This is a genomic window from Pseudomonas sp. MWU349, from assembly GCF_017947325.1.
Lineage (GTDB): Bacteria > Pseudomonadota > Gammaproteobacteria > Pseudomonadales > Pseudomonadaceae > Aquipseudomonas > Aquipseudomonas protegens.
Genome location: NZ_JAFEVP010000004.1, coordinates 720,101 through 746,786, shown reverse-complemented (window position 1 = coordinate 746,786; position 26,686 = coordinate 720,101). Strand labels below are relative to the sequence as shown.

21 protein-coding genes are annotated in these 26,686 nt (G+C 56.2%); 10 read left to right on the top strand and 11 right to left on the bottom strand.

What is annotated here, in order from left to right; genetic code table 11:
* Window positions 1-22: 22 nt before the first annotated feature.
* The 5 genes from KCG88_RS19790 to virB5 are packed head-to-tail and all read right to left on the bottom strand — an operon-like array spanning window position 23 to window position 2,587.
* Window positions 23-841 carry a type IV secretion system protein gene (locus KCG88_RS19790; RefSeq protein WP_210712946.1) on the bottom strand — a complete coding sequence of 273 codons (819 nt, stop codon included), beginning with the start codon at window positions 839-841 and terminating at the stop codon, window positions 23-25.
* Window positions 736-1,086: a type IV secretion system protein gene (locus KCG88_RS31145; protein WP_210712945.1), complete on the bottom strand. Its 351-nt coding sequence runs from the start codon at window positions 1,084-1,086 to the stop codon at window positions 736-738. The genes KCG88_RS19790 and KCG88_RS31145 overlap by 106 nt, the downstream gene beginning before the upstream one ends.
* Window positions 1,087-1,100: 14 nt before the next feature.
* The gene (locus KCG88_RS19780) at window positions 1,101-1,361 is read right to left on the bottom strand and encodes an EexN family lipoprotein (protein ID WP_068965576.1); all 261 of its coding nucleotides are present in this window, start codon (window positions 1,359-1,361) and stop codon (window positions 1,101-1,103) included.
* Window positions 1,358-1,843 (bottom strand): hypothetical protein, encoded by a 486-nt coding sequence (locus tag KCG88_RS19775; RefSeq protein ID WP_210712944.1) that lies wholly within the window; start codon window positions 1,841-1,843, stop codon window positions 1,358-1,360. Before KCG88_RS19775 ends, KCG88_RS19780 begins: the two co-directional genes overlap by 4 nt.
* A gap of 12 nt (window positions 1,844-1,855) precedes the next feature.
* On the bottom strand, window positions 1,856-2,587 hold the full coding sequence (virB5, locus tag KCG88_RS19770; protein WP_210712943.1) for a P-type DNA transfer protein VirB5: 732 nt from the start codon (window positions 2,585-2,587) through the stop codon (window positions 1,856-1,858).
* A 453-nt stretch (window positions 2,588-3,040) separates the two neighbouring features.
* Between virB5 and KCG88_RS19765 the strand changes: the two genes are divergently transcribed.
* Together KCG88_RS19765 and KCG88_RS19760 are read left to right on the top strand one after the other, a co-directional pair.
* On the top strand, window positions 3,041-3,586 hold the full coding sequence (locus KCG88_RS19765; RefSeq protein ID WP_210712942.1) for a plasmid mobilization relaxosome protein MobC: 546 nt from the start codon (window positions 3,041-3,043) through the stop codon (window positions 3,584-3,586).
* A gap of 315 nt (window positions 3,587-3,901) precedes the next feature.
* A complete protein-coding gene (locus KCG88_RS19760; RefSeq protein WP_210712941.1) occupies window positions 3,902-4,756 on the top strand; it encodes a hypothetical protein in 855 nt (284 codons plus the stop codon).
* A 374-nt stretch (window positions 4,757-5,130) separates the two neighbouring features.
* Here the strand turns inward: KCG88_RS19760 and KCG88_RS19755 are convergent, their stop codons facing one another.
* The 3 genes from KCG88_RS19755 to KCG88_RS19745 are packed head-to-tail and all read right to left on the bottom strand — an operon-like array spanning window position 5,131 to window position 8,004.
* Window positions 5,131-6,159 (bottom strand): RES family NAD+ phosphorylase, encoded by a 1,029-nt coding sequence (locus tag KCG88_RS19755; protein WP_210712940.1) that lies wholly within the window; start codon window positions 6,157-6,159, stop codon window positions 5,131-5,133.
* Window positions 6,156-7,097 carry a sce7725 family protein gene (locus KCG88_RS19750; protein ID WP_210712939.1) on the bottom strand — a complete coding sequence of 314 codons (942 nt, stop codon included), beginning with the start codon at window positions 7,095-7,097 and terminating at the stop codon, window positions 6,156-6,158. Before KCG88_RS19750 ends, KCG88_RS19755 begins: the two co-directional genes overlap by 4 nt.
* A 7-nt stretch (window positions 7,098-7,104) precedes the next feature.
* Window positions 7,105-8,004, bottom strand: coding sequence for a sce7726 family protein (locus KCG88_RS19745; RefSeq protein ID WP_210712938.1), 900 nt, complete (start codon window positions 8,002-8,004; stop codon window positions 7,105-7,107).
* Window positions 8,005-8,391: 387 nt separating this feature from the next.
* Between KCG88_RS19745 and KCG88_RS19740 the strand changes: the two genes are divergently transcribed.
* Window positions 8,392-9,015 (top strand): hypothetical protein, encoded by a 624-nt coding sequence (locus tag KCG88_RS19740; RefSeq protein ID WP_210712937.1) that lies wholly within the window; start codon window positions 8,392-8,394, stop codon window positions 9,013-9,015.
* A gap of 60 nt (window positions 9,016-9,075) precedes the next feature.
* The gene (locus tag KCG88_RS19735) at window positions 9,076-10,215 is read left to right on the top strand and encodes a hypothetical protein (RefSeq protein WP_210712936.1); all 1,140 of its coding nucleotides are present in this window, start codon (window positions 9,076-9,078) and stop codon (window positions 10,213-10,215) included.
* A gap of 529 nt (window positions 10,216-10,744) precedes the next feature.
* On the opposite strand, the gene KCG88_RS19730 is transcribed toward KCG88_RS19735, so the two are convergent.
* From KCG88_RS19730 to KCG88_RS19720, 3 genes are all read right to left on the bottom strand, one after another.
* Window positions 10,745-16,111, bottom strand: coding sequence for an NACHT domain-containing protein (locus tag KCG88_RS19730; protein WP_210712935.1), 5,367 nt, complete (start codon window positions 16,109-16,111; stop codon window positions 10,745-10,747).
* Between the two features lie 553 nt (window positions 16,112-16,664).
* Window positions 16,665-16,811 (bottom strand): hypothetical protein, encoded by a 147-nt coding sequence (locus KCG88_RS19725; protein ID WP_210712934.1) that lies wholly within the window; start codon window positions 16,809-16,811, stop codon window positions 16,665-16,667.
* A 232-nt stretch (window positions 16,812-17,043) separates the two neighbouring features.
* On the bottom strand, window positions 17,044-19,419 hold the full coding sequence (locus KCG88_RS19720; RefSeq protein ID WP_210712933.1) for a glucose/quinate/shikimate family membrane-bound PQQ-dependent dehydrogenase: 2,376 nt from the start codon (window positions 19,417-19,419) through the stop codon (window positions 17,044-17,046).
* A 208-nt stretch (window positions 19,420-19,627) separates the two neighbouring features.
* On the opposite strand from KCG88_RS19720, the gene KCG88_RS19715 reads away from it, so the two are divergent.
* The 6 genes from KCG88_RS19715 to pqqB all read left to right on the top strand — a co-directional run bounded on the left by KCG88_RS19715 (window position 19,628) and on the right by pqqB (window position 26,604).
* Window positions 19,628-20,089 carry an Lrp/AsnC family transcriptional regulator gene (locus KCG88_RS19715; protein ID WP_011063845.1) on the top strand — a complete coding sequence of 154 codons (462 nt, stop codon included), beginning with the start codon at window positions 19,628-19,630 and terminating at the stop codon, window positions 20,087-20,089.
* Between the two features lie 168 nt (window positions 20,090-20,257).
* Window positions 20,258-21,940, top strand: a complete 1,683-nt coding sequence (locus KCG88_RS19710; protein WP_210712932.1) for an NAD(P)/FAD-dependent oxidoreductase — start codon at window positions 20,258-20,260, stop codon at window positions 21,938-21,940.
* Between the two features lie 111 nt (window positions 21,941-22,051).
* Window positions 22,052-22,846 (top strand): carbon-nitrogen hydrolase family protein, encoded by a 795-nt coding sequence (locus KCG88_RS19705; protein ID WP_019094519.1) that lies wholly within the window; start codon window positions 22,052-22,054, stop codon window positions 22,844-22,846.
* Window positions 22,847-22,894: 48 nt separating this feature from the next.
* Window positions 22,895-25,357: a pyrroloquinoline quinone biosynthesis protein PqqF gene (gene pqqF, locus KCG88_RS19700; RefSeq protein WP_210712931.1), complete on the top strand. Its 2,463-nt coding sequence runs from the start codon at window positions 22,895-22,897 to the stop codon at window positions 25,355-25,357.
* A 156-nt stretch (window positions 25,358-25,513) separates the two neighbouring features.
* Window positions 25,514-25,588 carry a pyrroloquinoline quinone precursor peptide PqqA gene (gene pqqA / locus KCG88_RS19695; protein ID WP_003194766.1) on the top strand — a complete coding sequence of 25 codons (75 nt, stop codon included), beginning with the start codon at window positions 25,514-25,516 and terminating at the stop codon, window positions 25,586-25,588.
* A gap of 104 nt (window positions 25,589-25,692) precedes the next feature.
* Window positions 25,693-26,604, top strand: a complete 912-nt coding sequence (gene pqqB, locus KCG88_RS19690; protein ID WP_011063849.1) for a pyrroloquinoline quinone biosynthesis protein PqqB — start codon at window positions 25,693-25,695, stop codon at window positions 26,602-26,604.
* Window positions 26,605-26,686: the final 82 nt, after the last annotated feature.

Below are 26,686 nucleotides of genomic sequence, written 5' to 3'. Positions count from 1 at the left end.
ATTCATAACTGACTGCGCATGATCAGTCTCGCCCAACCTTCCCCCCCTTCGCATAGCCCCAATTCTTGCCTAAGTTTTGCATCACGTGTTGCCGGTAAGCTGGATTCCAGAGGGTATTACCCGCCACCAAATGATTTGTACGTCCAGCTGTCACCATCATGCCGGACTCCATATCACGCCGCGTACTCGGAGCATTCATCAACCGAGCAGCAGTTCGAATAGGCGAGGCAGCGCCCTGAACCATCGCGCGCAGCGTGACTGCCGCACTACTGATCCCACCGGCAAGCTGCCCTGCAACTGAGTTCGCCTCACCCAGCAGCCAGAACATGACAATGGTGAAGGTGATCAGAACCAGAGACGTGAACAGTGGATTTTGCTCGCTATCCAAGTCAACGCTGTTTATCAGCGCATTGAACCCTTTGAATGCCAGCCCTACAACAGCCGCCATGAGGGCGATACGCAATACATATGTCATAACCTGGCCAAACCAGCTATCGAAGAAACGAGCAGTGGCGGGCCACATCAAAGCGATGAGAAAGAAAGGGCCTATACCGAGCATGATCGTTAACCCTGCCTTAGCAACAACGATCATTCCGCCAGCCGGAATACCCAGCAAGCCGGTTGCTACCGCAATGATGCCGGCATTGAAATACTCACCAAATGCCATGCCGATTTCCGACCAGTCACGATTGGCCGCCCTCTCCCAAAGGTCACCAGCGATTCTCCATCCTCGCCCTAAGGCCCTTGATACACGGAAGTGGCATCCCCGCCAGAGGACCCCGTGCCGGCAAAGGCCGAAGTGAAGCCCACCTCCAAGGACCGAATGCCTCCAACAATCCATTCCGTATACATGTCAGCATTGAGCGCAAATGCTGCAATCAAAATGAGCTTGGCGCAGGTTTTCAGAAAGGTGGACATCGGCGCTTCGATATACCCCCAGCCGATCATGTACCCCATGACAGTCAGATAAAGCGTGGTGCCCCCAAGCGCGAACAGCGTAAACATCGTAATGACGTTGCCGGCGGTTTGGCTCACGAATGCATTCAATGCAGCATCGAGAAAAGCCCCGATGAACTGAAAAATCATTGGCCCTTCCATGTTCACTCTCCCTTCTTGTCGAGATCGACTGCACCTGGGGTGAGCCATCCGCGTCGGGCATTGGCTTTTTCGTTGTCGGCCTGCTGCGCATTAACGCAGTTCGGCGAGGCGGCCAGTTCACCAGGGCTGGCTTTACATTTGGCGACCATCGCCTTTCTTTCCGAGTCGTGCTGTTTGTACCAGTCGACAGTTTGCACGGGGGTGTTTTCGCCACATCCAGCCAGTCCCACGGCGATCAGCAGAGTTAGGAAAAAACCTCTCATTTCCGCACCTCCTGCTTTTCTACATCGATCACAACACCTCGACTCGACCCATGACGAGCCTCATGGCGCTGCGCAAAATCCAAAGCGTAAGCAAGCTCAGCAGCATCGATGATGCGGAGCGTCGCGACAGTGCGCAGGGCGCTTTCCCGAGTGCCAGCCCAATGCCCAGCGAAGCGATTTCCAGAATCGCGTAATGACAGCACCGCACCACCTAAACACCCAACTGAAAGAAAGGCAGATAGCACCGGTGAAACCGGTCCTTCCTGGTACGGCAGTGGAATCCCGAACCAATCGACCGCTGCAATTACGAAGGGTAAAAATGCGAGCGATGCAACGAGGATGTCGGTGTGAACCAACGCAGGTGCGCGACGGCCCACCTCCCGAAGGAAGCCCATCTTGTCGATACAGATCCAGAAACGGCGCATGGCTAGCAAGAGGAAAAAACAGACTGCCAGAATAGGAAGCTGAATGAATGAAATCATGACGCGTCACCCTCAGTTCAAGTTGTTCGATGCATCCGGTTGTATCCAACCGCGTCGGGCATTGGCCTGGGCGTTGAGCTCCCGCTGCCGTTGTAGCTGCAAACGGTCCTCTGCCTGCGCCACCATCTGAAACATCTGAAGCTTGGTTTGCTCGTTCTGGATTTTCGCCTGTTCAATCGCAATCCGGCCTTGTAATTCCGCAATGGCCTTCGGATCTTGCGTCGCATTGATACGCGACATGAGCCCATCTATTTGCGAAAGTCGGCTTTTAGCCGCGTCGTAGGCATCAAGGGCAACCGCTTTGTCTTGCGATGGTTTGACCGCCCGCGCTTCACACGCCCGTTGCGCGTCGCGGGAGTTGATGAAGTTGCAGCTATCAAACGTCTTGTTGGCGGCATAGACCTGTTTACCGCGACCAGTCAGGCCGGCATACCCACCGTCCCTCACCGAGTCGTAGACCTGTTGCCAGTCTTGCGGCAGGTAATCACGCAGAGCCGGGTTGTCCATGATGCTGCCCATTCCACGCGATCCGGTGATCGACTGGTACTGCTGCTTCATCTGGTCAATCTGCGACGTCATCTGCTCGACTTGCTGCGCCCAGCGCGCAGTGTTGGCCGAGAACTCGGCCATGGTCATCGGCGAGTCACTTGCCTGGGTAGTTACTGTTACAGGTATTTGCGCGAAGGCTGCTGAAGGCATTGCAATGCCTACAGCCAAGAACAAAGAAGGTAGGGGATTTTTCATATTCGCCACTCCAAAGGTTGGGGGCGAACGCAGGATCGTACTGTTCCGATCTGTCGGTCTGTTTAGGAACCGCGCCCGGCACGCTGTGCGTTCTTGGGGCGACTTAGGCGGCCATTCTGTTCTTGGCGGTCAGGCCCTTCTTCTCAGGCCGGCACCCGGTACGCGCGAGGCGTTCTTGGGGTAGAGCAACGTTCGTTAGAAGACCAAAACTATTCATTCTGGCGTGCGACATTTTCCCATTTTGGCTAGAAGATGTCGATCACGCAAAAACGTTTAGCCAGCAATTTGCTCGCAGTTTTACTGAGCACCTCCCCCCGGTCGAAAATTTCGTCATGACGAAGAAATGCAAAGGTATGAGGACTAGTGCAGGATAGGCTAACCGCCGGTTAAATGTGCGCACACATTTAGCACTGCATGGCTTTGCAAGTTTCGTTACCGTTGAGGGGAGTATTTATGGAGAACTCAAACCGAGCCTTGAACGTTCACCTGGGCGCAGACCTAAAAGCCCGCTGGGCAGATTACTGCCTTGCTTTGGGTAAATCTCCTGGAGCAGCAATCAAAGCTGCGATTGAGCAACAACTGGCGCAATCAGCGGCGAACCCGGCCCGAAAGACTTATCAGCAAGTCGCAGAGACGACGACAAGCGTTCCCAAGCACCGCTTTGAAATCCTGCTGACTGCTTCGGAAAAAGCAGCTATCAACGAGCGAGCTCAGATAGAGCGCTGTTCCATGCGGCGTTGGATCGTCGACGCCATCCGTATCGGGTTGACCCACGAGCCACAGTTCGGCATGGATGAAGTCGACGCATTAGGTGAATCGAACTATCAGCTTTTGGCTCTAGGACGAAATCTCAACCAGATCGCCCGCAGCCTGAACGACGGTAAGTATGAGCCGGTCACTGTCGAGATGATTACAGCCTTAAGCGGGTTGATTCAGAGACACACTGAAGTGGTCAGTAAAGTCATTCGCGCTAGCCTTGAGCGCTGGGACATCGAATGACGTGTCACTTCCTCAGAAGTCATTTTAAGACAGCATGTGCAACAAAATGGAGCAGAGGGTCGAACAGAACTCGTAAACGGCACATCAGCCGGGTGTACCTGCATCGAGGTTGGAAACGGTATCGGAGCAGCGCTGTCGTCCGGTTGCAGATATTTTAACCAGCCGCTACCATCAACATCGGTAGTGACAGCTGCCCCGTGCTCGCCATGCTAAGCCACAGCCCCGTGGCCCTGTTGCAACACTCCTCATTATCTCTGGGTTCTTCATGCTCAGAAACGATTGCGAGCTTCGTTTCCGCTGAGCTTGGAGTTGTCCATGATCGCAACACCCCGTAAGCCTAACTCCATCGCTGGCATCAAGAAATTTGCCAAAGAATTGAAGAAAGGCTCAAAAATCACTCATTTCCAAGCATTGAATCTGGCAGCTCAGTTGTCAGGTTTTCATAACTTCAACCACGCCCATAGCTCGCTGAATCCATCTGCATCTGGGATGCCGCACACTCACAAGCACCAAGTGACGATATCTGCTAGGTGGAGAGACTGGGAAGGCAACAAAGGCAGCGTCTCTGCAACAGTGTCTATCCCCAAGCTGTTGCATCAATTGGTCACTCCGCAAAATTTTTTCGGGCTGCTTTCCGATTTGGAAATTAACGGTTCTGAAGAACTATCGTTTGCCAAAGTTCTACCGGGAGAGGGACACGCAGAAATGAGGGTGTTCTCTGCAGCACGAGCGATCCGATTCATCTCTGTGACGGGCTTAGTCCCCGCGCTGACACCACGAAACCCACTACCGTTTTTTGAGGACATCCACGGATTTCAGCGCAAGATCCCTAACGGTGATCACACTCGCTTTTGGAAAGATCCTATCAGTGGACATCACGTCATCACAGATGAACCCTATCTCGGTGAAGCCACTCCTCCATTAGTGAAGGCCAAACGGACTGAGTGGGCGAACAAGCATCAGCTCAGTGTTGGATTTCCGGAATGGCCTGGGATGCACAACCCAGGTTACGGAACACGTTTAACGCTTTTTTCGCAAAATCTAGACGTAGCGCCCTTTGTGAGAGCTTTGGACAAGATTCCCGCCCCAGGTGAGGGTTACGATGTAGATCTGTTAGAGCCAGATTATCGAAAAAGTACCTCACCCATTGGCAAACGAGCTTATAGCTGAAACTAGCCACAGTTTTAGGTGATGATCCGTTTTCGTCGGTGGTATTTCGAAAACGGATCGCCCCGCACTCCGACATCGCCAAACGAGTACATCCAATAGATAGCGCCCGTAGTGCTTGACTCACTTTAAGAAAAATTTAACCCACTCACCATAAATTTTTACCCGACATAAGCATAACGGAGACAAAATTTTGTCTTGGAAAGAAAGGCCCGAATACTTTCATATTACGGGCCCTCAAAGGTAGTCAAGAGAGCAACTTCTCATGCATTGTGAACGGCTGTTGGAGTGCCGATGCAGACCAAGCTTACAGCGCTACCCCCTTAGACTAGAAAATCTAACTTCCTATGTATTACCAAACACACTCATTCAAATCTTCATTCAGCGAAATTGACTGTTACTCGCCCGACCCGCTGAGTTACAGTCGCTCCTACTTCTGCTACGTCGGGGTCAAATAATGCTAAATTAACGCCATCCCCTACCGAACTCCGATACATAACACCATCAAACCCACAAACTTTCACATACTCGCATAGATATTGGCTGGGCACGTAATCGAACGCAGCAGATCTTGGCAAAACGGGCCGAGTAAGTTCTTCACCTAGTTTCTCAAGAAACTCTATATCACTTCTAAGCATAGATATTTCGCTCTCATCAGAAAGCATAAAAGGGGAAACACTTCTTTTAGGATGCCTGAGATCAATAACTTTTAATCCGTCAGGAATACGTACACTGGCAACGGACGCATCCTCTCCCGTATGAGGGCGAATTTCAGAAACAGCTGTTATAGGTGTGGACGCCAAGTATAGATATGGAATACCTGCTGGGTTGGCTCTACCATGTGAGGCGAGGTGTTTTGGAGGCGATTTCATTTCTATAGGAGTGAATGTCGAAGTACCAGTTTGTATCCGCGCACGGAACCAGTTTGTAGCCACCTCCGCAGCAGGAAGCAACAAATAATCAAACAGCCTTTTGAGGCGAGAAAGATTTATTTCGGTTTCAGGAAAATATCTGTTTTTATGTATGAGTTCCTGACGTAAATCATCCCATCTTTGTAGTGCGTTATCTGAAACAGCAGACTCAGATGGCCTGTATCGTTGCCTTACCAATTCACCGTCATCGAGAACATCGCTAAGCAGCTCTTTAGCATGAGCTATGTCCATTCTCTCATGACTGAACAGCCCCCAATCACTTTTCAGCAACTCGATAAGTCCAATTCCTTGGGGATCTCTGACATAGATCCCTGTCAACAACTCAAATTGTTCTCTAAGTTCTCGCGGGTATAACAGTGGTTGATCGGGGGAAAGACAATAGCTACAAATCCCCATTTCGTGAGAGAACTGAACAAAAAAACTTCTTCGAAGATGTATATCACCGAAACAGCTTGGGCAGCAGTACAATTTCATTCCCGTCCATGAAAATAATCGGCCATCACTTCAATGTGATGCTGCATAGAGAGCTTTTTAACATACCCCAATCCGGGAAAGTGGCCGCGCTCATGCAACTCAATAAACTCATCGACCGAGCGAGTTCGCAAAATTTTTGTGCCGGGTCTCAGGGCTTCATTAACTAACTTACGCAAAGCCTCAGCAAACTTACCTGCTGGGTCCGTCGGCGTTTCGAAGCGATCAGACTTAAAGTGATGGATATACATTCCATCATCCTGCTCATCGTCGATAAATGTTAAATGAATGGCAACAGCGTAAGCAGGCCCTCCACCTTCAGAGTACTCATCTCCAACTATTAGAAAATCTCCAAAACCTTCAGCCCCATCATCTTCGAAGGTAACGTGCAAGTCCGAGAAAAACTCTACAACGGGGTGAAGCCTATTCGCACGCTTCTCAAATCCATTCTTAACGACAATCTTTTCAAAATCGGTAAAATTTCTCTGATATAGACGACCATTGTAACCGTCTAAAAAAACATGAGCAGAGTCATCGTCCCGAGGTAGAAGATTTAACAGTCCTCGAGCATCAGTAAAACCAGCATGGATGAATAGTTTCTTGCGCTGACCTACAGACTCTAAAATATTTTCAACCTGATGAACATCAATCTCATCAGTGAGCAATACACCTGCATACACATTCGCAGCGTGCTCATAATTAGTATCCAGAAGCTCGATCAATCTGGACGGGTCGGCGGAAAGATCTCCATAGCGAGGATTTACTATAAGCGAAATATTTCCGCCAGCATCGCTCACAGCATCAATTGCCCGTATCAAACCACTCACTGCCTCTTTGACTGGTTCGATAATTGGGACAAATCCCCGTTCAGACATAATATCCGCACACTCGCGAATAGTAATTAGATCGTACTGCTTACCACGAAAATAAGGGTAGTACATGCTCCATTCATCCCCACTTCAACGCTTCCATTAGTGGAGTATCTATTGCATCTAATAGATTCCCCTTAGTCCGTTCTGTTAGAGGAACGGTTAACGCAAAAAATCTTATTGAAGCTGGCAAGCTTCTGACCGACTCAGAAAGCCCCGATAGATTTCTAGTACTTTTTAAAACTCGTACCATTTCATCATGCACAATAGCAGAGGGGATTTTCACAAACTCTCTATCTAGAGCGCTATGCATTTGTGTGTTTGGTACGCTAGGGACACGTACATCTAGATTCTTCAGGACCTCAATGGCCTCTCTTTGAGTAATGGCCTTGAATATAGAGCTTGAGACAGTACGACTAGGATCACAAAAGCTTTTACGAAATGTTGAGATCTGATATCTATCGGTGAGCACAGAAACACCTACAAAGTCAGGAACAATAGAAACAACTGCCTCTAGATGTCTTTCAGCACAAAGCACCGTAACACTCGCAAAAACCTCACTATACGACACGACCTGTGAGTAGAGCCTATCCAACTTATCCCGATCAGACTTTATTTCATATGCCGTGGACGTACCATTCAACATAACTATATCTGCTTTGTTCTTACCAACTCTAAACTCATCGACAAGCGATGCGGTCCTCAAAGAGTGCGAACCAAGCAATACTTTTTGAGCAACAGCAGTTTTATAGGCATACTCATTTCTAAAGCTCTTCCGCTTCAGTAAGTCGAAGAGCCCATCCAGTATCCGCCCTACGCTCCAAGTGTACTTATCAACCTCGACTGCAAGCTCTTTCATTAATCGTGCAAAGATCGGAGACTGGCCCTTTTTGACCATCTCGTGAAAAACGGCAGCCGTGAAAATCCGTGCGATAGCCGCTTGCTCTCGGACCTCTGTCCCCTTCACCGTTCTCAACATAAGCCTTCTTGAAGCCCTCGCCTTTCAGTCAATCTGGTTCTAGCCATCCTGGCCGCCACTCTGGCTTAGCCCAAGAATAGGGTTACAACCGCCATTCCGCTGGTCCCAGTATACCCCTTCTCCCAGCAGCTAGCTTCAGTACAAATGCCAGCACATTCGCACGCTTTTTCAGATTTCCCTTGGCCTGCTTGAGCTTGGAGCAAGAGCGTGCACATCGATTCGTGGAGCACGCCGGTTCGTAGAATTAAGCTGGAAACCACATGAAATTTCAACGATTTAAAACCAAAGAACATTGATAGCTTTGCCTGTTACACCACCTCAAACTATGCTGAACAAGCTGTAAGTAACTTTGCGTAATCGAGAAACGGCCATGGAGGTAGTTTTGCAATGAGCAATTATCCAAAGCGCGTCTGGGACAACATCCTGCCACTGTCCGTTGGAGAGTCTTTGCCCGAAGCTTTCGAGGAGTGGTCCTTCACAGAGATCGTTAGGGATCATGAGCAGCCGACCGAGACCTGTGAGTTGTGTGATCAGGAGTCGCTTCGATATCAGTTTGAAATTTGCAATACCCTGACTAAACATACGTTATGGGTTGGATCGCAGTGCATTCTTAGGTTCGGCCTTTCGGTGTTTGAGGCAGGTCGTAGACTTTCACCAACTGACGCCAAGAAAAAACTTGAACGTTTAACGCAACAGATGCGATTAAATTCATGTATTGGAGCTCTGGAGAAACTGGCAGTTACTGAAAATAACTCGATGTTGTCAAACGCACTAAAATATTACCGAACCAACAAGTACCTTTCTCCAAAGTTTGCTTTCGTCGTGCTCTGGCGCTTAAAAGCAAATAAAATTGATCACAGCCCTTCTTTTTTCAAAATCAACCTTAAACGCAGCAAATATCAGGAAGACCTGAGACATATGAAACCAGGAAATGTAGAGATGATTTGGCCAGCACTGTCGTCCAGTCAAAGGCAGATGGCATTAGTAATGGGACATAAAGCACCAGCGTAAACACTCTAGAAGTACAACTTATAAATCCCTGGAAACATTACACACATTATGGATATTGACGTGAATAAGAACTACTATTGGGAAATTGAAAAATCTCCCTACCCATCACCCTTCTTATCAGAAACAAAAACATTTGGAGAAGCCAACCCAATATTCCTTATAGATCAACTAGAAGGTAAACGGCCCGCCGTCTTCAATGAAAGTTTTCTAGCGTCTGGAGAGATAAACTTCCCTATATATCCGAGTGCACTGCTCGACTCCAACATAATGGATGCAATTGACAACAGAGTTCAAAAAAATACAAAACTTGACGGACTAGAAAACTTCCTTCACTTCGTAACATTAAACAAATGGGACTTCAGCCCACTTTTTTATTACATGGAGCATTACTCCAAATCTTCAACTGAAGACTTCATAAAAAATGCGAAAAGGCGGACCGAATCGTACCTAAAAGTTTTCTCAATGAACCAAGAGCACTTTCTGTCCACGAAAGAAATAACTCCAGATCCAGCCGCGGTCGAATTCTACTTAGAACCTACCCCTCATAAAACCTTAACTGAATTAGCAGAAGGAAGAACGATAGATTTTACAGAGAGATTTGACAAACGTCTCTTAAGCAATGCAATTGAGGCTATACAAATAGCTTTAATCAAGATGATATTAATAGAAAAAGTTGAGTTTAAAGGTGCTACTCCGCTACAAAAACATGGAGAACTAGTCAACTTCTTAAAAAATGGACTCGGAATAATGCTCGGGCGCGAAGCACATATGGCTCTGCACTACTTTTCAGGTATTGCTGGTCGCTTATTGGGAGTTCAAGCCAGCACGCCATACATTACAGCACTTAAAAACATTCGTTCAACTGCTTGGGATATGTTCTTGCTCAGAGTACCAGAGGGGTTATATACGGAATCGCCCGACGAATTATGTATCAGCTATATAGCCACTCAAGAAAAGCAACTTCACACCCTTGCAAAGCTCTTCACCTTGGAGAGAATATTTAGCACTAAGAAAAACGGATTCACCCCCATAATCAGTTACAACATGAAAATGCTTCCACATGAGATTTCGTCCAGCGCAGCCAAAAACGATGAACAGTTATTTTTTAGCCATATTGAGCGTAGCACACAAACGAGGTTAGAACCGCCTACAGGACTTCTCAACGCGTTGGAAAACGAACTCAAAAGATATTGCAGCTAACGCCCAGCATCAACATTGAAATTATGCCGCGCGCCTTCACTTTATTTATTAATCACTGCAGCGAGCACAAGAAAACATAAAATTAATCGATCACATAAAAAATTAAAAATCTTACACTGTTTTTATTAACACTTAGAAATCCAGGCTGCGCGCACAACACAGCACCCTACGAGAGCGAGAGGCAAAGCAGATGGCTAAACTTTAAGTCCCCCCGAAGGTATTTATCTCATATTCTTGGGAACGCGACGCCCACAAGCAATGGGTAAGAGTTCTGGCTTAGAGGCTAACAAAAAACGACGTGAACGTCCGGCTAGACCAGTGGCATATCGCCCCCCGGACAATGCCTAACTAAGTTCATGGAAATTGAAGCTCAAAATTGAGACTTCGCCCTTATAATTTGCACGAAGGACTACAGCAGAAAGTCATTGGCTCGTGCTGGTAGGGTTCCAGTGAGCTATGCACCGTGCATAGGTGGACCTCCCTACATCGCAGTACGGCTCTTGGCTATGACCGCCCCACATGGATCGACTCAAACTGCCCCAGCAAGACACACTCCGCGAAAAGACTCGCTTTGCTGCAAGGCGGCACTGCGGCGATCACCAAGGTCGACCAGTGCATCAAGCACCTGCAGCAGCTTACGAGCCAGGGGGGCGGGCAGCGGATGCAAGCGATCAGCATGCGCCTGCACCAGAGCCGCAATCGCGGCCGGTATCGAACTACCCTTCCAACCCGCAGGCAGGCGTCCGTCAACGATCTGCGACAGAATTTGGTCAGCAAACGTGTCGGCTTGGTAGGCAGCACCGGAACGCTCGCATAGGGTGACGAACTGGCGCGTGACGTAGGGGTTCCAGCCAGCGGCACGCACCATACGGTCGATCAACGGCATGACTTTCAAAAGATCATTCCAATTACCGTTAGCGAATCGAGTAGCCCCGGGGGCACGCTCAACGACCACGAAGAGAAGTGATTTGATCAACTCCGGCAGGTCGAATCCACCAATGCGCCCATCGCTATATCGCGAGCGGAGGTCATAAACCTCTAGCGTTCGTTCGAGCACAGCCTGCAGCAAATGTAGCGTGTCATCCCGGATCTCCTGCGCATCGAGAACTTCACTGCAAACCAGCGATACAGTGAAAGGGGCGAGCAATCGCATTGCAATTTCATCGGGCTGCTCAAGGATCGGCCGTAGAAGCCTCCGCAAGGTCTCGTCGCCAGAAAGATGGGGAACAACGCTTGCCAACATATTTCCCAACTGATCCTTCCACCTATAGAGGTTTGCGTCGCCACGCTCGCGCCCCCGGCGCCTTTCCGTTCGCCATGCCGGGTTGATCGTGTCTAGCGTCCAGCTGACAAACGCCTCAAGGGCATCTACATAATGCACTCGATACGAGCTCGCCATGACCGCCCCCACCGGGATGTTTTTTAGGACATTCGCGGCGTATTGGCTATCCCAAAGATCATCGGTGCTTGCCCAACCGTCTTCCTCGTCCTCATCAAAAACCGACGAACTCTCGGCATCCGAGGCAATCTGCCGCCAAGAAGGCAAGGGGCGTACCCAAACAGGCAATGGCCCTTGCTCGCTGTACTCATTGAGCGCAGCTGCTAGTGCAGTGACTCGGCGATCTATTTCCATTTGCCGCCTCGCATCGGTGTCGAGCTGGTACATGTCTCGCCTCCTTACGAGTTGTGCCAACCGCAGCCCGAGGTTTAGACCGCACCAGGCAAAGCGTGCATCGCTCCCCCAACAGCTGGCAACTTCTTCGAGCGCAACTAAGGAAATCGAGTCGAGGGGATGGGTGATTAGAAGATAGAGCTCCTCGCGGTCATCAGGATGTTCGCTGCCCGACTTAATACGCGCGGCCAATGCACGCGCCACAAAGATCTTCGGGTGCCAAGGAATCACGGATCTGGCAAATATGTCGTCGACCTCCTCACGCATGAGGCAAAAACTCTCTACCGTGGAGTCAGCCCAGGCCCTATGCTCGCCCGCATCGGAAAAGCAAATTACGGCCGCAGCGGTTCCTGCAATTGCTCCTTCGGTGAGCCCGCTGCCGGGCATCAGCGAAATTGATCGTCCTGCCGCAGCCGCTTCAATCAGTTCCACTGCACGCTCGACCACTTCATCCGCCGAAAATCCAGGCTCCCATTGACGCGAGCTGAAGCACTTCTCCACCCACAGCCACAACTCCATCTCGCGCCCCACCTGCGCATGACGCTGTAGAGCCGCTTGCACTTCAGGAGCTGCATGCCGGGGACTACTCATAGAAATCTGGACCGCATCACTGCGGCCGGGAATCGGCTCAGCTTTGTAGTTTTCGCTATGGCCAAGTTCAGACCAAAGCTCCGCCGTACGCTGAAGCTCAGCCACATGCTCGGGGTCCTGCGCTTCTTCCTGAGAGGCGAACTCCAACTTCTTCGGAAAATCGTCTAGTGCCTCACGACATGCATCTCGCAGTGTCACATCACCACCAAGAACGAAGAGCGGCACTAAGTCGCGCAGCTCCAAAGAGCGCGATGGCATCTGCATGTTGTCAGCAACAGCTTGTCGATGCGTTGCATCAACGCTTCCCTTCTCAAAGCCGATCAGTCCGGCACTCTGCAATTGGTGCTCTTGAACCTTGCGCTGCAAGTCGAGCCGACACAGCCGGAGGCTCCTTATCAGCGCCAGCGTAGTAGGCGAAGCTTCCTTGGCTCGCAGAGCGAGGTGCACTGCAATGCCCAGAACGCCAATACTGTTGTGCCCATACAGGATCTGTCGCACCACATCTTCCAGCGGGCGACCGGCATCGAGCTGAGCAATGGCCCAACGCTCCAGCGCCATAAGCGCACACTCCACCACCTGCGGTCCACCATGGCCACGGAACCAAGCGTAATGCTGGTCACTGCCCCAAAACTCGTGCCTTCCCCAAGGAAACTCCAGTACGAGCGGTAAAGGTGTATTACTGCGATGCCAGTGCCTATGCAACTGACTCCATGCCGTGGTGGCGTGGTTAACCAGATCGCGGATCAGCGCGAGCGACACTTCTGGATCGCGCATCAGCAACGAATGAAACGGTTCGCGCAGAGGCGACGCAGGGAAGTAGCCCTGATGATCAGCGCCGATCGATAACCGATCCCAGTCGTGATGGGAGAAAGAGTGCCCTAGGAAGGGACTCGAGATCTCTAGCTCGTCGAATCGAGTCCGTTTCTCTGGTGGAATCGCTTCGACTTCTTTGCGCCGGCGGCTCTGCTGGATCGCTTCGCGGCGCCACCTCTCCAACGTGGCATCGGGCAGCTCCTCCAAAAACCATTGGCAGGCAACTCTCGCTAGCTGTGCCGGGTGTGTTTCTGCCAACACCGGCGCGTAGGTCATGAGCTCGCGGAAAGCACTGTCGGACCAGCGTTCAACTGTCTCAACCCTAGCAAGATAATCGGCCACTACATCCGGGTAGGCCCGTGCAGCGCGCAAGATCAACACCCGCAGCTCAGTCTGTAATTCTCGGGGGGCGCGCGGCGCAGAATTGCTCGTCGGCTTGCTGTACCTGCCCCGGCGCTCCACCTCGTCATCCTCAATCGCATTCAACCAGGCTGCACACTGCGTGACGATGCGCTGCGACACTGCGTTTGGGTAGTCCGCGCAAGCAGTCTGCCAAGTTTCGAACAGTGTGACGAGATCGCTTAAGTATGCATCCGGGATCGAATCGATCTCTTGGATAACCCATATCAACAAGCGACGCCATGCCCCGAAGTCCGATGGCCACCCTAGCGAATCTGCAATACGAATGCGTGCTGCAGCATCAAGATCGCTCCCAAGGACTCCGGACAACACCATTGGATTAGGCGTCGTCTTCTCGGCCTGCATCCACACCAAAAGTTTCCCGAAGAGCTGATGGGTGTTGGCTGCCAATGCCGCAGCAAACATGTCGACGTGCTCGGCGAAGCGTGGACTGAACACAGGCGATACGAGCCAAGCACGCAACCACTGCGGCCTCACCTGAGCCTGCTCGAGCGCGCGGAGTTCGCGCGACCATTGGTCAGGTATCAGATAAGTGGCCTGCGACAGCAGTTCTACCACCCGCGCCAATGCAGGCGGTTCACCAGCCGCGGTCAGGGCATCGATCCAGTCATCTCCCTGATCCAACAACAGGTGGAGAAACGACCATTCGAAGAATATGTCGTGACTGAATTGCGCTGTATGCCCCTTACGCACCTGCTGCACCAAGCCGTCCTCCTCTAACGCCGGAAGTACCTCCTGTGTCGCGGGCGAAAGGTCACGTATGCGGATATTGCGCCCCAAATCCGGCGCGCTGCGCTGTGCTAGCTCAATCAGACCCCGCTGCCTCGCTAGCGCCTGGGGCACATGCGCGTCGTAGCCACCGCGAGTCCACCAAGCATCTACGAGATCCACCTCCGACTGAGGCGCGAATCCTGATGGATAGGCCGCCTGGGAAAACCCTCGTGCCAGAACAGCTGCAAAGAACGGGCGTCGTGCCAGTATGCGTACACGCTCATTTCCACCGATGAGGAGGGGCTGCAACGCCGGTAGCGAATGCGCGAGAGAGCTAGCCTCTTCGTCCGTCAGGTTCTCCACATCCACATAACCTACACCACTTGCCAGCAGCGCAGGAGGAACCCAGTTGCGCAGAGGCTCGATACCAGCATCGCGCGCGGTAGCGACAACGCGCCAATTAGAAAGCGTCGGATTCGTCAGAAGCTGGCCAAACAAGTCGGTCACAATAGACCTCTGCTCCGGCGCAATACGGTCTAGACCATCGATGAGCAGCAAGGCATGACCGGTGGCCGCAACCTCTATGAGCAACGGCTCAATCGAGGTTGTCGTTAAGCCTATCGCGCGAGCATGCTCCGACCAACTGCGGCTAGAAATCCGGTTAGCCGTGAGGAACAAGGTGGTTCCCTCGGCGGCCAGCTCATGCACAAGATCGCGTAACAGAACTGTCTTTCCGGTACCGGGAAGCCCTTTGATCAGCGTCAGGCGGTGGGCCGCAATTTGATTACTGAGCTGGTCGCGTAGCACCTGACGAGTTAGGTGCGTCCCTCCGATGTCATTGGCCTGTTGATCAAGCCAGTGGCGGGTACTCTCTCGCAAAATTTGCATGTCGCCGACAAAAGCGGGAGCTCCTGCGAAACGCCAGCCTGCCAACGCGCGCACCAGCGATGCGCGTGTATGCACGGAGCTGCTACCTGCGCCATCGCGAGCAATCTGGCGCAGCAGATCCCACAAATCATTAGCACGTGCCACTTGCCCAGGGGCAAGCGCACGCTGCAGGCTGGCAATTGCCTCGGCTTCGTGCGTCGATCCGACGTGAAGGAAGTCAAATCGGATCAGTACTAAGTGCGAAAAAAGGCGGTGCAACTGATCGCCAGACAGAGGTTTGCCTGTGCTCACAGCAATCATTCGAACCGCCGCGACTACAGCACGGTGAGCGGCCGAGGCACTCCCGCCCTCTTCAAACCGAGGCATGAAGGACGCAGTTGTATCAGAACCACGTGCCCACTCACAGACGGTCGCGAAAGCCCGGGATGTCTCTTCCGCCACAGCACCCGTTATCACCCCAACGCGATCTATGTGCTCGCGAAAGTCGGGCTTTTGTAACGTTTGCCAACTGTGTTGAATAACATCTCGGAAGTCGGTGTTGGTTTCCGCCCCCGAAATAGTGAGCGAACGCTTAACCTGGAGCGACAAGCGCATGACTGTTCCATCCGCCAAGGACGCCGCATCGACGATCACGTCATCGAGTGGCTCGCCAAAGTCAGCCTGCTGCTGTGCAACGCGCTTCACAACCCTACCATCAAGGGCGGCTGCAGTCGTATCACCGACCATGGCCGCCAGGTACTGCGCCGTAACAGCGTCCTCGTAGGTGAATCCAGCACCACCAGTAAGTTCAGGCGAAGTCATGCTTGTCCGTGCCTCTTATAGTCTCGTCCTAAAAGCGCTCTCAAGCATGACCGCCTTTGGAAGCTCTCAACTTGCTAGGGCCAAAGGAGTAAATTTGAATGAGCAGCGAACAATCTTATACGATCAATGTGAGCTAGATCGAAGCCTTAGCCTTCCCTCTTAATGATCGGTACAATCACGGTACAGTACTCAGCTTGAGCAACCTTCTCAAAATTACGCTCAACATCAGTAACGACGGGGCCTCCAGCTATGCCAACCTACGTTCACTTTCGAATGATTTCTCTAGGTACAGCAGCTCGCCCAGCAACTCATAATCCTTTGGTCCACGGTTCAAGTCCGTGTGGGCCCACCAAACAAGAAAGCCGCGCAATGCGCGGCTTTTATGTGTCTGTTGCTTGAAAAGCAAACCTCATCAAGTCCTGGTCCGATAGCGCTCTTTCAACATGGGGCGAATCTTCAGGCGATCTTCCGGCGCCCACTCCCACACGGTTTCCAGTTCTTCGTTAACGGTTTGCACACTGATTCCCGGGAGCAGGACGACGAAGGTATTCCTTTACAGGCAGTGCAACTCTGCACGGCCAGCGCCTGGTGTATCCCCCGCCCTCTCCTGAAGGCTTTCATAGAAGGCCAGCGCCTCGACCACCGTTTGAAAATGCTCGACCGCATCCTGAAAGCCTGAAAGAGACAGCCTGTAGGTCATGCCGACATCCTTATTCATTCCCACTGTTTCGGAGTCTGGAAAAGGCGGCTTTTTAGCAAAATACCCACAAACAGTATCTAAGACAGTTCTTATTTACAGTCCCCTGCAGTCAACCACAAACGCCCTCCCGGAACATGCCCCGCCCCAAATCGCAGGGGGCTGAAGCCCGTTGCCTGCGCCCATGAAAAAGCCGCGCAATGCGCGGCTTTTTCATGGTGCTGCCAGGCTGCACTTATTTCTTGGGCAGCGCGTAGGCAATCACGTAGTCGCCACGGTCCGTGGACTGACGCGCACCGCCGGCGGTGAGCAGGATGTACTGGCGGCCGGTCTTGGGCGACACGTAGGTCATGGGGCCCGACTGGCTGCCCACGGGCAGGCGCGCCTTCCAGATCTCATTGCCATTGCCGGTATCGAAGGCCCGCAGGTAGAAATCCTGGGTACCGGCGAAGAACAGCAGGCCGGATTGGGTAGCCAGGGACGCGCCCAGGGTCGGCATGCCAATCGGGATCGGCAGGTGCATGCGGATCCCCAGCGGGCCGGTGTCCTGCACGGTACCCACCGGCACTTGCCACACTAGCTTGCGGGTCTTGAGGTCGATGGCCGACATGGTGCCGAACGGCGGCTTCTGGCAGGGAATGCCCGCCGCCGATAGGAAGCGCTGGCGCATGGCGCCGAATGGCGTGCCTTCCTGGGGCACCACACCCATCTCGATGCCGCTGGCACCGGCGGCGATCTGGTCCCGGGGAATCATGTAGTTGGCCAGGCCCAGGCGCATGTCGTTGACGAACATGTAGTTGCTGGTGGGGTCCACCGACACGCTGCCCCAGTTCATGCCGCCCAGGGAGCCCGGAAACTGCAACGCATGATCCAGGCCCGGCGGGGTGTACACACCCTCATGGCGCATGCCCTTGAACTGGATACGGCACATCAGCTGGTCGAAGGGGGTCGCGCCCCACATGTCGGACTCGGTCAGGGTCTGGTTGCCGATCGACGGCATTTCCACCGAGAACGGCTGGGTCGGCGAATACCGCTCGCCCGGCACATTGCCCTGGGGCACGGGGCGCTCTTCCACCCGGGCAATCGGCTTGCCGGTCTCACGGTTGAGCAGGAATATCTCGCCCTGCTTGGTGACCTGGGCCAGCGCCGGCTGCACACCGCCCTTGTCGTCCGGAATGTCGTACAGCAGCGGCTGTGCCGGCAGGTCGAAGTCCCAGAGGTCGTGATGGGTGGTCTGGAAGTGCCAGCGAACCTGGCCCGTCTTCACGTCGATGGCGACGATGGAGGAGTTCCACTTGTCGTCGAACTCGGTGCGCTGGCCGCCGAAGAAATCCGGGGTGGCGTTGCCAGTGGGTAGGTACACCAGGCCCAGCTTGGCGTCATAGGACATTGCCGACCAGACGTTGGGCGTGCCGCGGGTGTAGGTTTCACCCGCCGGCGGGCGCTTGGTGGTGGCCGGGTTGCCCGGGTCCCAGGCCCACATCAGATCGCCGCTGCGCACATCGAAAGCCCGAACCACGCCCGGCGGTTCGCCGGTGGAGAAGTTGTCCGCCACCCGGCCGCCGACGATCACCACGGTGCCCGCCACCAAGGGTGTCGAAGTCTGCTGGTAGTAGCCCGGCTTGATCTCGCCCATGTCGGTTTTCAGATCGACCGTGCCCTGGTTGCCAAAGTCTTCACAGGGCTTGCCGGTTTCAGCGTTGATCGCGATCAGGCGCGCATCACCGGTCGGCAGGAACAGGCGCTTGGCGCAGGCCGCCGGAGCAGCAGGCGCCGAAGCATCGGCTACCGGGGTGGCAGAGGCGTCGAAATAACCCAGGCCGCGGCAGCGCTGCCAGTTTGGCGCGTAGCCCTGAGGATCGAACTTCCAGCGCTCGGCGCCGGTGTCGGCGTCCAGGGCGAACACCTTGCCGTAGGCGGTGCAGGTGTAGACGGTATCGCCGATCTGCAGGGGGGTGTTCTGGTCTTCGGCACCAGCGCCGTTGCTTTCGGGCAGGTCACCGGTGCGGAAGGTCCAGGCCACCTGCAACTGGTCGATGTTGCCCTTGTTGATCTGGTCCAGTGCGGCGAAGCGGTTGCCCGCAGTGGTATTGCCCCAGTGGGCCCAGTCTTTCTGTTCCGTCCCGGGAGCCACCGGCTGGATCGCTGGCACCTTGTCCGCCTTGACCATATGGGTCGGCACGAACATGTAGGCCAGGGTCGCGAGCACACCAATCCCCAACAGCCCAGCCAGGCCATAGGCACCGCGCCCGGCATGGGCTCCGGAGGCACGTACCAGGGTCGGGTAGATCAGCGCCACCACCAGGCCGATCACGGCGAAGGTCAGTACCCGCGAGACCAGCGGCCAGTATTCCAGGCCCGCATCCCAGACCGCCCAGATCGCCGTCAGCACCAGGGCCACCCCATACAGCCAGGCACCACGCGGATTGCGCCGCGCGATCAGCAGCCCGGACACCAGCATCGCCAGGCCCATCAACAGGAAATAGGCACTACCGCCCAGGCTCAGGAGGTAACCCCCGCCTGCGGCCAGGCCCAGCCCGATCAGGGCAATCAGAAGACCCAGCCCCCCGAGCAACCATTTGCTGCCGGCGGCAGCCCCCGTGTTTTTCATCTTAAAAACTCTCCCCTCTTCAAAACCTGACGGCGAGAATGTACTAACCAGTTACTTATGACAATCTGTCGCAGGTCATTTGTTTCAAAAAAATTCCCGACTCGCAGAGCGTAGCTGTCGCTTGCGCCACGTTCTCCGGGAGCAGCAGCGGGTGTCCACGGGAGCCTGTAACATGTGCGCTCCCCCGATAGCCGTGCTGGAGCCCACCTTGTCCGATAGCCGCCCTCCCGTTCTTGACGAAGTCGACCGTCAATTGATCGCAGCCTTGCAGATCAACGCCCGCGAAAGCGTGGCGATGCTGGCCCGGCAGTTGGGTATCGCTCGCACCACCGTGACCTCGCGCCTGGCCCGCCTGGAAAAGACCCGGGTCATTACCGGATATGGCGTGCGCCTGGGGCAGCGGGTGGTCGATGGCGGCTTGCAGGCGTATGTCGGCATCAAGGTCCAGCCGCGCTCTGGCAAGGAAGTGCTGCGACGCCTGAGCGGCATGGCCCAGGTCCAGCAACTGTGTGCGGTCAGCGGCGAATTCGACTATGTGGCCTGGCTGCGCACCGACTCACCGGAACAGCTGGACCAGTTGCTGGACCAGATCGGCAGCGTCGACGGCGTGGAGAAAACCACCACCTCGATCATCCTCAGCAGCAAGATCGATCGCGGGCACGCGCTGTAAGGCGCACCCTGCCAACCAGTCAATCTGACGCACAAATTCGTCATATCGATAAATAACCAAGCATAACGACGACAGTTTGCGTCTTATTTACGTGTTTCACCCTCTCTAGAATGGCTGCCATCTTTTCCTATACTCAGCACTCTGCTGAGCCGCCCGCCAAGGTCAGCCATGAACAAGAACAATCGCCATCCTGCAGACGGTAAAAAGCCGATCACCATTTTCGGCCCGGACTTCCCTTTCGCCTTCGACGACTGGATCGAGCATCCTGCCGGCCTGGGCAGCATTCCCCAGGCACGGCACGGCACCGAAGTGGCGATTGTCGGCGCCGGTATCGCCGGGCTGGTGGCGGCCTACGAGCTGATGAAGCTGGGGCTCAAGCCAGTGGTCTATGAAGCCTCGAAAATGGGCGGCCGCCTGCGCTCCCAGGCCTTTGAGGGAGCCGAAGGGATCATCGCCGAGCTGGGTGGCATGCGCTTTCCGGTGTCGTCCACCGCCTTCTACCATTACGTCGACAAGCTCGGCCTTGAAACCAAGCCCTTTCCCAACCCGCTGACCCCGGCTTCGGGCAGTACCGTCATCGACCTCGAAGGCCAGACTCACTACGCCCAGAAGCTCGCCGACCTGCCGGCGCTGTTCCAGGAAGTCGCCGATGCCTGGGCCGATGCCCTGGAGGACGGTTCGCGCTTCAGCGAAATCCAGCAGGCCATCCGTGACCGCGACGTACCGCGCCTCAAGGAACTGTGGAACACCCTGGTGCCGCTGTGGGACGACCGCACCTTCTACGACTTCGTCGCCACCTCCAAGGCCTTCGCCAAGCTGTCGTTCCATCACCGTGAGGTGTTCGGCCAGGTGGGCTTCGGCACCGGCGGCTGGGATTCGGACTTCCCCAACTCGATGCTGGAAATCTTCCGCGTGGTCATGACCAACTGCGACGACCACCAGCACCTGGTCGTGGGCGGCGTCGAGCAGGTGCCCCTGGGCATCTGGCGCCACGTCCCCGAGGGCTGTGCCCACTGGCCGGCCGGTACCAGCCTCAGCTCGCTGCACCACGGCGCGCCGCGTACCGGGGTCAAGCGCATTGCCCGGGCCGCCGATGGCCGTTTCAGCGTCACCGACAACTGGGGCGATACCCGCGAATACGCCGCGGTACTGACCACCTGCCAGAGCTGGCTGCTGACCACCCAGATCGAATGCGAGGAATCGCTGTTCTCGCAAAAGATGTGGATGGCCCTGGACCGCACCCGCTACATGCAGTCGTCGAAGACCTTCGTCATGGTCGATCGGCCATTCTGGAAGGACAAGGACCCGGAAACCGGTCGCGACCTGATGAGCATGACCCTCACCGACCGCCTGACCCGCGGTACCTACCTGTTCGACAACGGCGACGACAAGCCGGGGGTGATCTGCCTGTCCTACTCGTGGATGAGCGATGCCTTGAAGATGCTCCCGCAGCCGGTGGAAAAGCGCGTGAAGCTGGCCCTGGATGCGCTGAAGAAGATCTACCCCAAGGTGGACATCGCCAGTCGTATCATCGGCGACCCGATCACCGTCTCCTGGGAGGCCGACCCGCATTTCCTCGGCGCCTTCAAGGGCGCGCTGCCGGGCCACTACCGCTACAACCAGCGGATGTACGCGCACTTCATGCAGGACGACATGCCCGCCGAGCAGCGCGGTATCTTCATCGCGGGTGACGATGTCTCCTGGACTCCGGCCTGGGTCGAGGGTGCGGTGCAGACCTCGCTGAACGCGGTGTGGGGGATCATGAAGCACTTCGGTGGCGCTACCCACCCCGAGAACCCGGGCCCGGGGGATGTGTTCCACGAGATCGGGCCGATTGCCCTGGCCGACTGAAACCGGCGGCCGGGCAAGCGCTCGTCCCCGCAGGCTCGCCCTGCGGGGATGTCGTACGAACCTGCGACAGCGGCTACAGTGGCCGGCCTGTCAGTGAGTGGAGTGAAGACCATGCGCGTCGCCCTGTATCAGTGCCCGCCGAGGCCGCTGGATGTGGCCGGCAACCTGCAACGCCTGCATCAGGTGGCCATGGAAGCCACCGACGCCGATCTGTTGGTGCTGCCGGAGATGTTTCTCAGCGGCTACAACATCGGCCTGGAAGCGGTGGGCGCTCTGGCCGAGGCCCAGGACGGCCCTTCGGCCCAACGCATCGCCGCCATCGCCCAGGCCGCCGGCACGGCGATTCTCTATGGCTACCCGGAGCGCAGCGCCGATGGCCAGATCTACAACGCCGTGCAGTTGATCGACGCCCAGGGTCAGCGCCTGTGCAACTACCGCAAGACCCACCTGTTCGGCGACCTCGACCACTCGATGTTCAGCGCCGGCGAAGATGACTTTCCCCTGGTGGAACTGGACGGCTGGAAACTCGGCTTTCTGATCTGCTACGACATCGAGTTCCCGGAGAATGCACGACGCCTGGCCCTGGCAGGCGCGGAGCTGATTCTGGTGCCGACTGCCAACATGATCCCCTACGACTTCGTCGCCGATGTGACGATCCGTGCCCGGGCCTTCGAGAACCAGTGCTACGTGGCCTATGCCAACTACTGTGGCCATGAAGAGCAGATCCGCTATTGCGGCCAGAGTAGCATCGCCGCCCCCGACGGCAGCCGGATTGCCCTGGCCGGGCTCGACGAGGCCCTGATCATCGGCACCCTGGACCGCCAACTGATGGGCGAATCCCGGGCACTCAACCGCTACCTGTCCGATCGCCGCCCCGAGCTTTACGACGACCTGAGCAAGCGCTGATCCGGGGATATCCGCTAGCATGAGCGCTTCTCTGTTCTGGAAGTGCTCATGCCCGCGCCGAATCACCCTCTGCCCCCACGGGAGACCCTGGCCAACGGCCTGCGGGTTTCCCTGCGTCATGCTCCCCATTTGAAACGCTGCGCCGCGACATTGCGGGTCGCCGCCGGCAGCCACGATGTGCCGCTGGCCTGGCCGGGCCTGGCGCACTTCCTGGAACACCTGCTGTTTCTCGGGACCGAGCGCTTTCCTGCCGAACAGGGGCTGATGGCCTATGTACGAGCCCAGGGCGGGCAACTGAACGCGCGAACCTGCGAACGTGCCACCGAGTTCTTTTTCGAGCTGCCGCCCAGCGCCTTTGCCGGTGGCCTGGAGCGTCTGTGCGAGATGCTCGCTCAACCGCGCATGAGCCTGGAGGACCAACACCGGGAGCGGGAAGTCCTGCACGCGGAATTCATCGCCTGGTCCCGGGATACGACAGCGCAGCGCCAGTTCGCGCTGTATGACGGCCTTCATGCCGCGCACCCGCTAAGGGCCTTCCATGCCGGCAACCGCTACAGCCTGAACCTGGCCAATAACGCCTTCCAGCAGGCCTTGCGGCAGTTCCATCGCGAGTATTACCAGGCCGGGCAAATGGTCCTGAGCCTCGCCGGCCCGCAGCCACTGGAGGAGCTCCAAGCCCTGGCGGAATGCTACGGCCGTTGCCTGCCACATGGTCAACACCTTGAGCAGGCAGCGCCTCCCGCCCTAATGGCCACGGGCAACCAGACCTACCAACAACTCAGCGGCCAGCGGCTGGACCTGCTGTTTGCTCTAGAGCGGCTGCCCGCGGGCGCCGCTGCCGCTGTGGATTTTCTCTGCACCTGGCTGCAATCGGCCAAGCCCGGCGGGTTGCTGGCGGAACTCCAGCAGCGTCAACTGGCTCACAGCCTGAAGGCGACGCTTCTGTATGAGTTCGCCGGCCAGGCCCTGCTACACCTGGAGTTCGATCTGACCAGCGAGGCAGCATCGGCCTCGGCTCAGGTACGCGAGCTGCTGACAGAGTGGCTGGGGTTCTTCAGTGCCCAGGCCGACTGGGCACCGTTGCGCGAAGAATATGCCTTGCTGCAACAGCGCCAGATCGAGGTTGCCAGCGCCCTGGAACTGTCCCGGCGCGACAGCCGCCAAGCTGCCGATGGGCTGGATGAGTCGGGGCTGGCCGCCCTCAAGCAGGTGCTCAAACAGCTGCAACCGCAGGCGGTGGAGCACTTCAGCCACGATTGGCGCCTGCCTCCTGCCAACCCCTTTCTGCGCAGCACGATCGAAGCACCACGGGCCGGGTTAATTCGTGGGCAGACCAGCGCTCATCGCGGGCTGCGCACCTTTGCCCAGGATCGCTCCCGGGGCCGCAAGGAGAGCTCGGCCATGAGCTTCAGCCAGGCGCTGCCAGCAGACCCTGCTGGTAGCGCCCTGATTCTGCGCTGGCAACTGGCCTCGCCTGCCCCGATGGGCTTGCATGCCCGGTTGCTGCGCAGCTTGGCGCCCTTGCGCAGCGATTCCCGCCAGGCCGGCGTAGACCTGAACTTCACGTCCTGTGGCACAGACTGGCTGCTGAAACTGCAGGGCTTGCCATCACCCATGCCCGCAGTGCTACTGCAGGCATTGAAAACCCTGGGGCAACCTGCCGAGTCGTTCTGGCAGGAGCAGGCCAGCGTCAAAGCTGAAGCGCCACTGCTGCCGATCCGACAATTGCTCAAGGCATTCAGCGAACAGCCACAGCCCGACAACCCGGCCCGGCCCGACCCAGAGGCCTTGCAAGCACTCTGGGCCAACGCTCGCTGGGACGGACTGGGCCTGGCGCTGCCAGCCGCCATCCAGCAAGCCCTGAGCCGAACCCTGCAACAGATGCCCGGCACAGCGGACGCCGCCCTCTGCCGGCCGGTGCCAGCAGGCGCCGGCCAGCAGTGGCAGAGCCTGCCCGGGAGTGCCGGTGAGCATGCCCTGCTGCTGTTCTATCCCGTGCCCAGCGCCAGCCTTGCCGATGAAGCCGCATGGCGCCTGCTCGGCCAGCTCTGCCAGACTCCTTTCTATCAGCGCCTGCGGGTGGAGCTGCAACTGGGCTATGGCGTCTTCAGCGCCGTTCGCCAGCGTAACGGCCGGACGGGCCTGTTGTTCGGCGTGCAATCCCCCGGCGCGACAGCCACCGAGATACTCCAGCACATCGCACAATTCCTTGAGCACCTGCCCGAACACCTCCAGGCACTCGACGAGCCCAGCTGGAATGATCAGCGACAGGCCCTGGCTCAACAGTTGCAGCCCGCGACCCTGCCTCAGGAACAGGCCATGGAGCTGTTGTGGCAGGCAAAACTGGCCGGCCATTCGTCGGATTACCTGCCGCAGTTGCAAGGCTGCATAGAGGCCCTGACGCCCGCCATCGTGATCCAGGCCGCCCGCCAACTCAGAGAAGCTGCCGGCGGCTGCAGCGCGCTGGCCAACAGGCCGTGCCCGGGTGCGCCCTGGCAAGTGGCAGAATGATCATTACCGGCGCTGCAATGAGCTTTCTTCAGAATTGCGGGCAACCTTCTGCGGGAATTTAGTAAGATAGCCTCCTAAGCATCTGAACATCTCCCGCCGGAGGTGGACTATATGTATAGGCAACACCCGTCCCACCCACCTCAAAGGAGCAATTTTATGACCTGGTCCAAACCTGCTTACACCGACCTGCGTATCGGCTTCGAAGTCACCATGTACTTCGCCAGCCGCTAATTTCTGCCTCTGGCCAGAAACGCAGCGCAACGCCTCGGCCCGTCCGGGGCGTTTTTATTTTCAGTTCTCCGTCCTTTTTTCAGTCTTGAGCCCAGGGAGCGTCCATGTTTGTCCAGATTCTAGGTTCCGCCGCCGGCGGTGGTTTTCCGCAGTGGAACTGCAACTGTGTGAACTGCGCAGGGTTTCGCGACGGCAGCCTGCGGGCCCAGGCGCGCACTCAATCCTCCATCGCGATTTCCGATGACGGGGTGAACTGGGTGCTGTGCAACGCCTCCCCGGATATCCGCGCGCAGTTGCAAAGCTTCGCCCCCATGCAACCGGGCCGCGCACTGCGGGACACCGGCATCGGCGCCATCATCCTCATGGACAGCCAGATCGACCACACCACCGGCCTGCTCAGCCTGCGTGAAGGCTGCCCGCACCAGGTCTGGTGCACCGACATGGTCCATGAAGACCTGAGCACCGGTTTCCCGCTGTTCAAGATGCTCAGCCACTGGAACGGCGGCCTGAGCTGGAACCGCATCGAGCTGGACCAGAGCTTCAGCATCCCCGCCTGCCCCAACCTGCGCTTCACGCCGCTGCCCTTGCGCAGCGCCGCACCGCCCTATTCGCCACACCGTTTCGACCCGCACCCGGGGGACAACATCGGCCTGATCGTCGAAGACCTGCGCAGCGGCGGCAAACTCTTCTACGCGCCGGGCCTGGGCAAGGTCGACGCGCCACTCCTGGAGATCATGGCCGCCAGCGATGTGCTACTGGTGGACGGCACCCTGTGGGAAGACGATGAAATGCAGCGTCGTGGCGTGGGCACCCGTACCGGCCGGGAAATGGGCCACCTGGCGCAGAACGGCCCCGGCGGCATGCTCGAAGTGCTGGAACAGTTGCCCCGCCAGCGCAAGGTGCTGATACATATCAACAACACCAACCCGATCCTCGATGAAGACTCCGCCGAACGTGCCGAACTGGTACGCCGAAAGGTGGAAGTGGCTTACGACGGAATGAGTATTGAGCTCTAGGGCGAATCGCCCACAAGCTCGCCCCACGAGCCTTGGCCCCTTTGCGCAGGAGCGGGCTTGCCCGCGAAAGGGCTGCCCCCCG

Excerpts from the sequence above, each read along its gene's own strand:
- pqqB (WP_011063849.1), top strand. The coding sequence starts at position 25,693 with ATGTTTGTCCAGATTCTAGGTTCCGCCGCCGGCGGTGGTTTTCCGCAG.
- pqqF (WP_210712931.1), top strand. The coding sequence starts at position 22,895 with ATGCCCGCGCCGAATCACCCTCTGCCCCCACGGGAGACCCTGGCCAAC.
- KCG88_RS19750 (WP_210712939.1), bottom strand. The coding sequence starts at position 7,097 with ATGTACTACCCTTATTTTCGTGGTAAGCAGTACGATCTAATTACTATT.
- KCG88_RS19755 (WP_210712940.1), bottom strand. The coding sequence starts at position 6,159 with ATGAAATTGTACTGCTGCCCAAGCTGTTTCGGTGATATACATCTTCGA.
- KCG88_RS19725 (WP_210712934.1), bottom strand. The coding sequence starts at position 16,811 with ATGACCTACAGGCTGTCTCTTTCAGGCTTTCAGGATGCGGTCGAGCAT.
- KCG88_RS19765 (WP_210712942.1), top strand. The coding sequence starts at position 3,041 with ATGGAGAACTCAAACCGAGCCTTGAACGTTCACCTGGGCGCAGACCTA.
- KCG88_RS31145 (WP_210712945.1), bottom strand. The coding sequence starts at position 1,086 with ATGATTTTTCAGTTCATCGGGGCTTTTCTCGATGCTGCATTGAATGCA.
- virB5 (WP_210712943.1), bottom strand. The coding sequence starts at position 2,587 with ATGAAAAATCCCCTACCTTCTTTGTTCTTGGCTGTAGGCATTGCAATG.
- KCG88_RS19720 (WP_210712933.1), bottom strand. The coding sequence starts at position 19,419 with ATGAAAAACACGGGGGCTGCCGCCGGCAGCAAATGGTTGCTCGGGGGG.
- KCG88_RS19745 (WP_210712938.1), bottom strand. The coding sequence starts at position 8,004 with ATGTTGAGAACGGTGAAGGGGACAGAGGTCCGAGAGCAAGCGGCTATC.
- KCG88_RS19780 (WP_068965576.1), bottom strand. The coding sequence starts at position 1,361 with ATGAGAGGTTTTTTCCTAACTCTGCTGATCGCCGTGGGACTGGCTGGA.
- KCG88_RS19705 (WP_019094519.1), top strand. The coding sequence starts at position 22,052 with ATGCGCGTCGCCCTGTATCAGTGCCCGCCGAGGCCGCTGGATGTGGCC.
- KCG88_RS19730 (WP_210712935.1), bottom strand. The coding sequence starts at position 16,111 with ATGACTTCGCCTGAACTTACTGGTGGTGCTGGATTCACCTACGAGGAC.
- KCG88_RS19760 (WP_210712941.1), top strand. The coding sequence starts at position 3,902 with ATGATCGCAACACCCCGTAAGCCTAACTCCATCGCTGGCATCAAGAAA.
- KCG88_RS19740 (WP_210712937.1), top strand. The coding sequence starts at position 8,392 with ATGAGCAATTATCCAAAGCGCGTCTGGGACAACATCCTGCCACTGTCC.
- KCG88_RS19790 (WP_210712946.1), bottom strand. The coding sequence starts at position 841 with ATGGATTGTTGGAGGCATTCGGTCCTTGGAGGTGGGCTTCACTTCGGC.
- KCG88_RS19775 (WP_210712944.1), bottom strand. The coding sequence starts at position 1,843 with ATGATTTCATTCATTCAGCTTCCTATTCTGGCAGTCTGTTTTTTCCTC.
- KCG88_RS19710 (WP_210712932.1), top strand. The coding sequence starts at position 20,258 with ATGAACAAGAACAATCGCCATCCTGCAGACGGTAAAAAGCCGATCACC.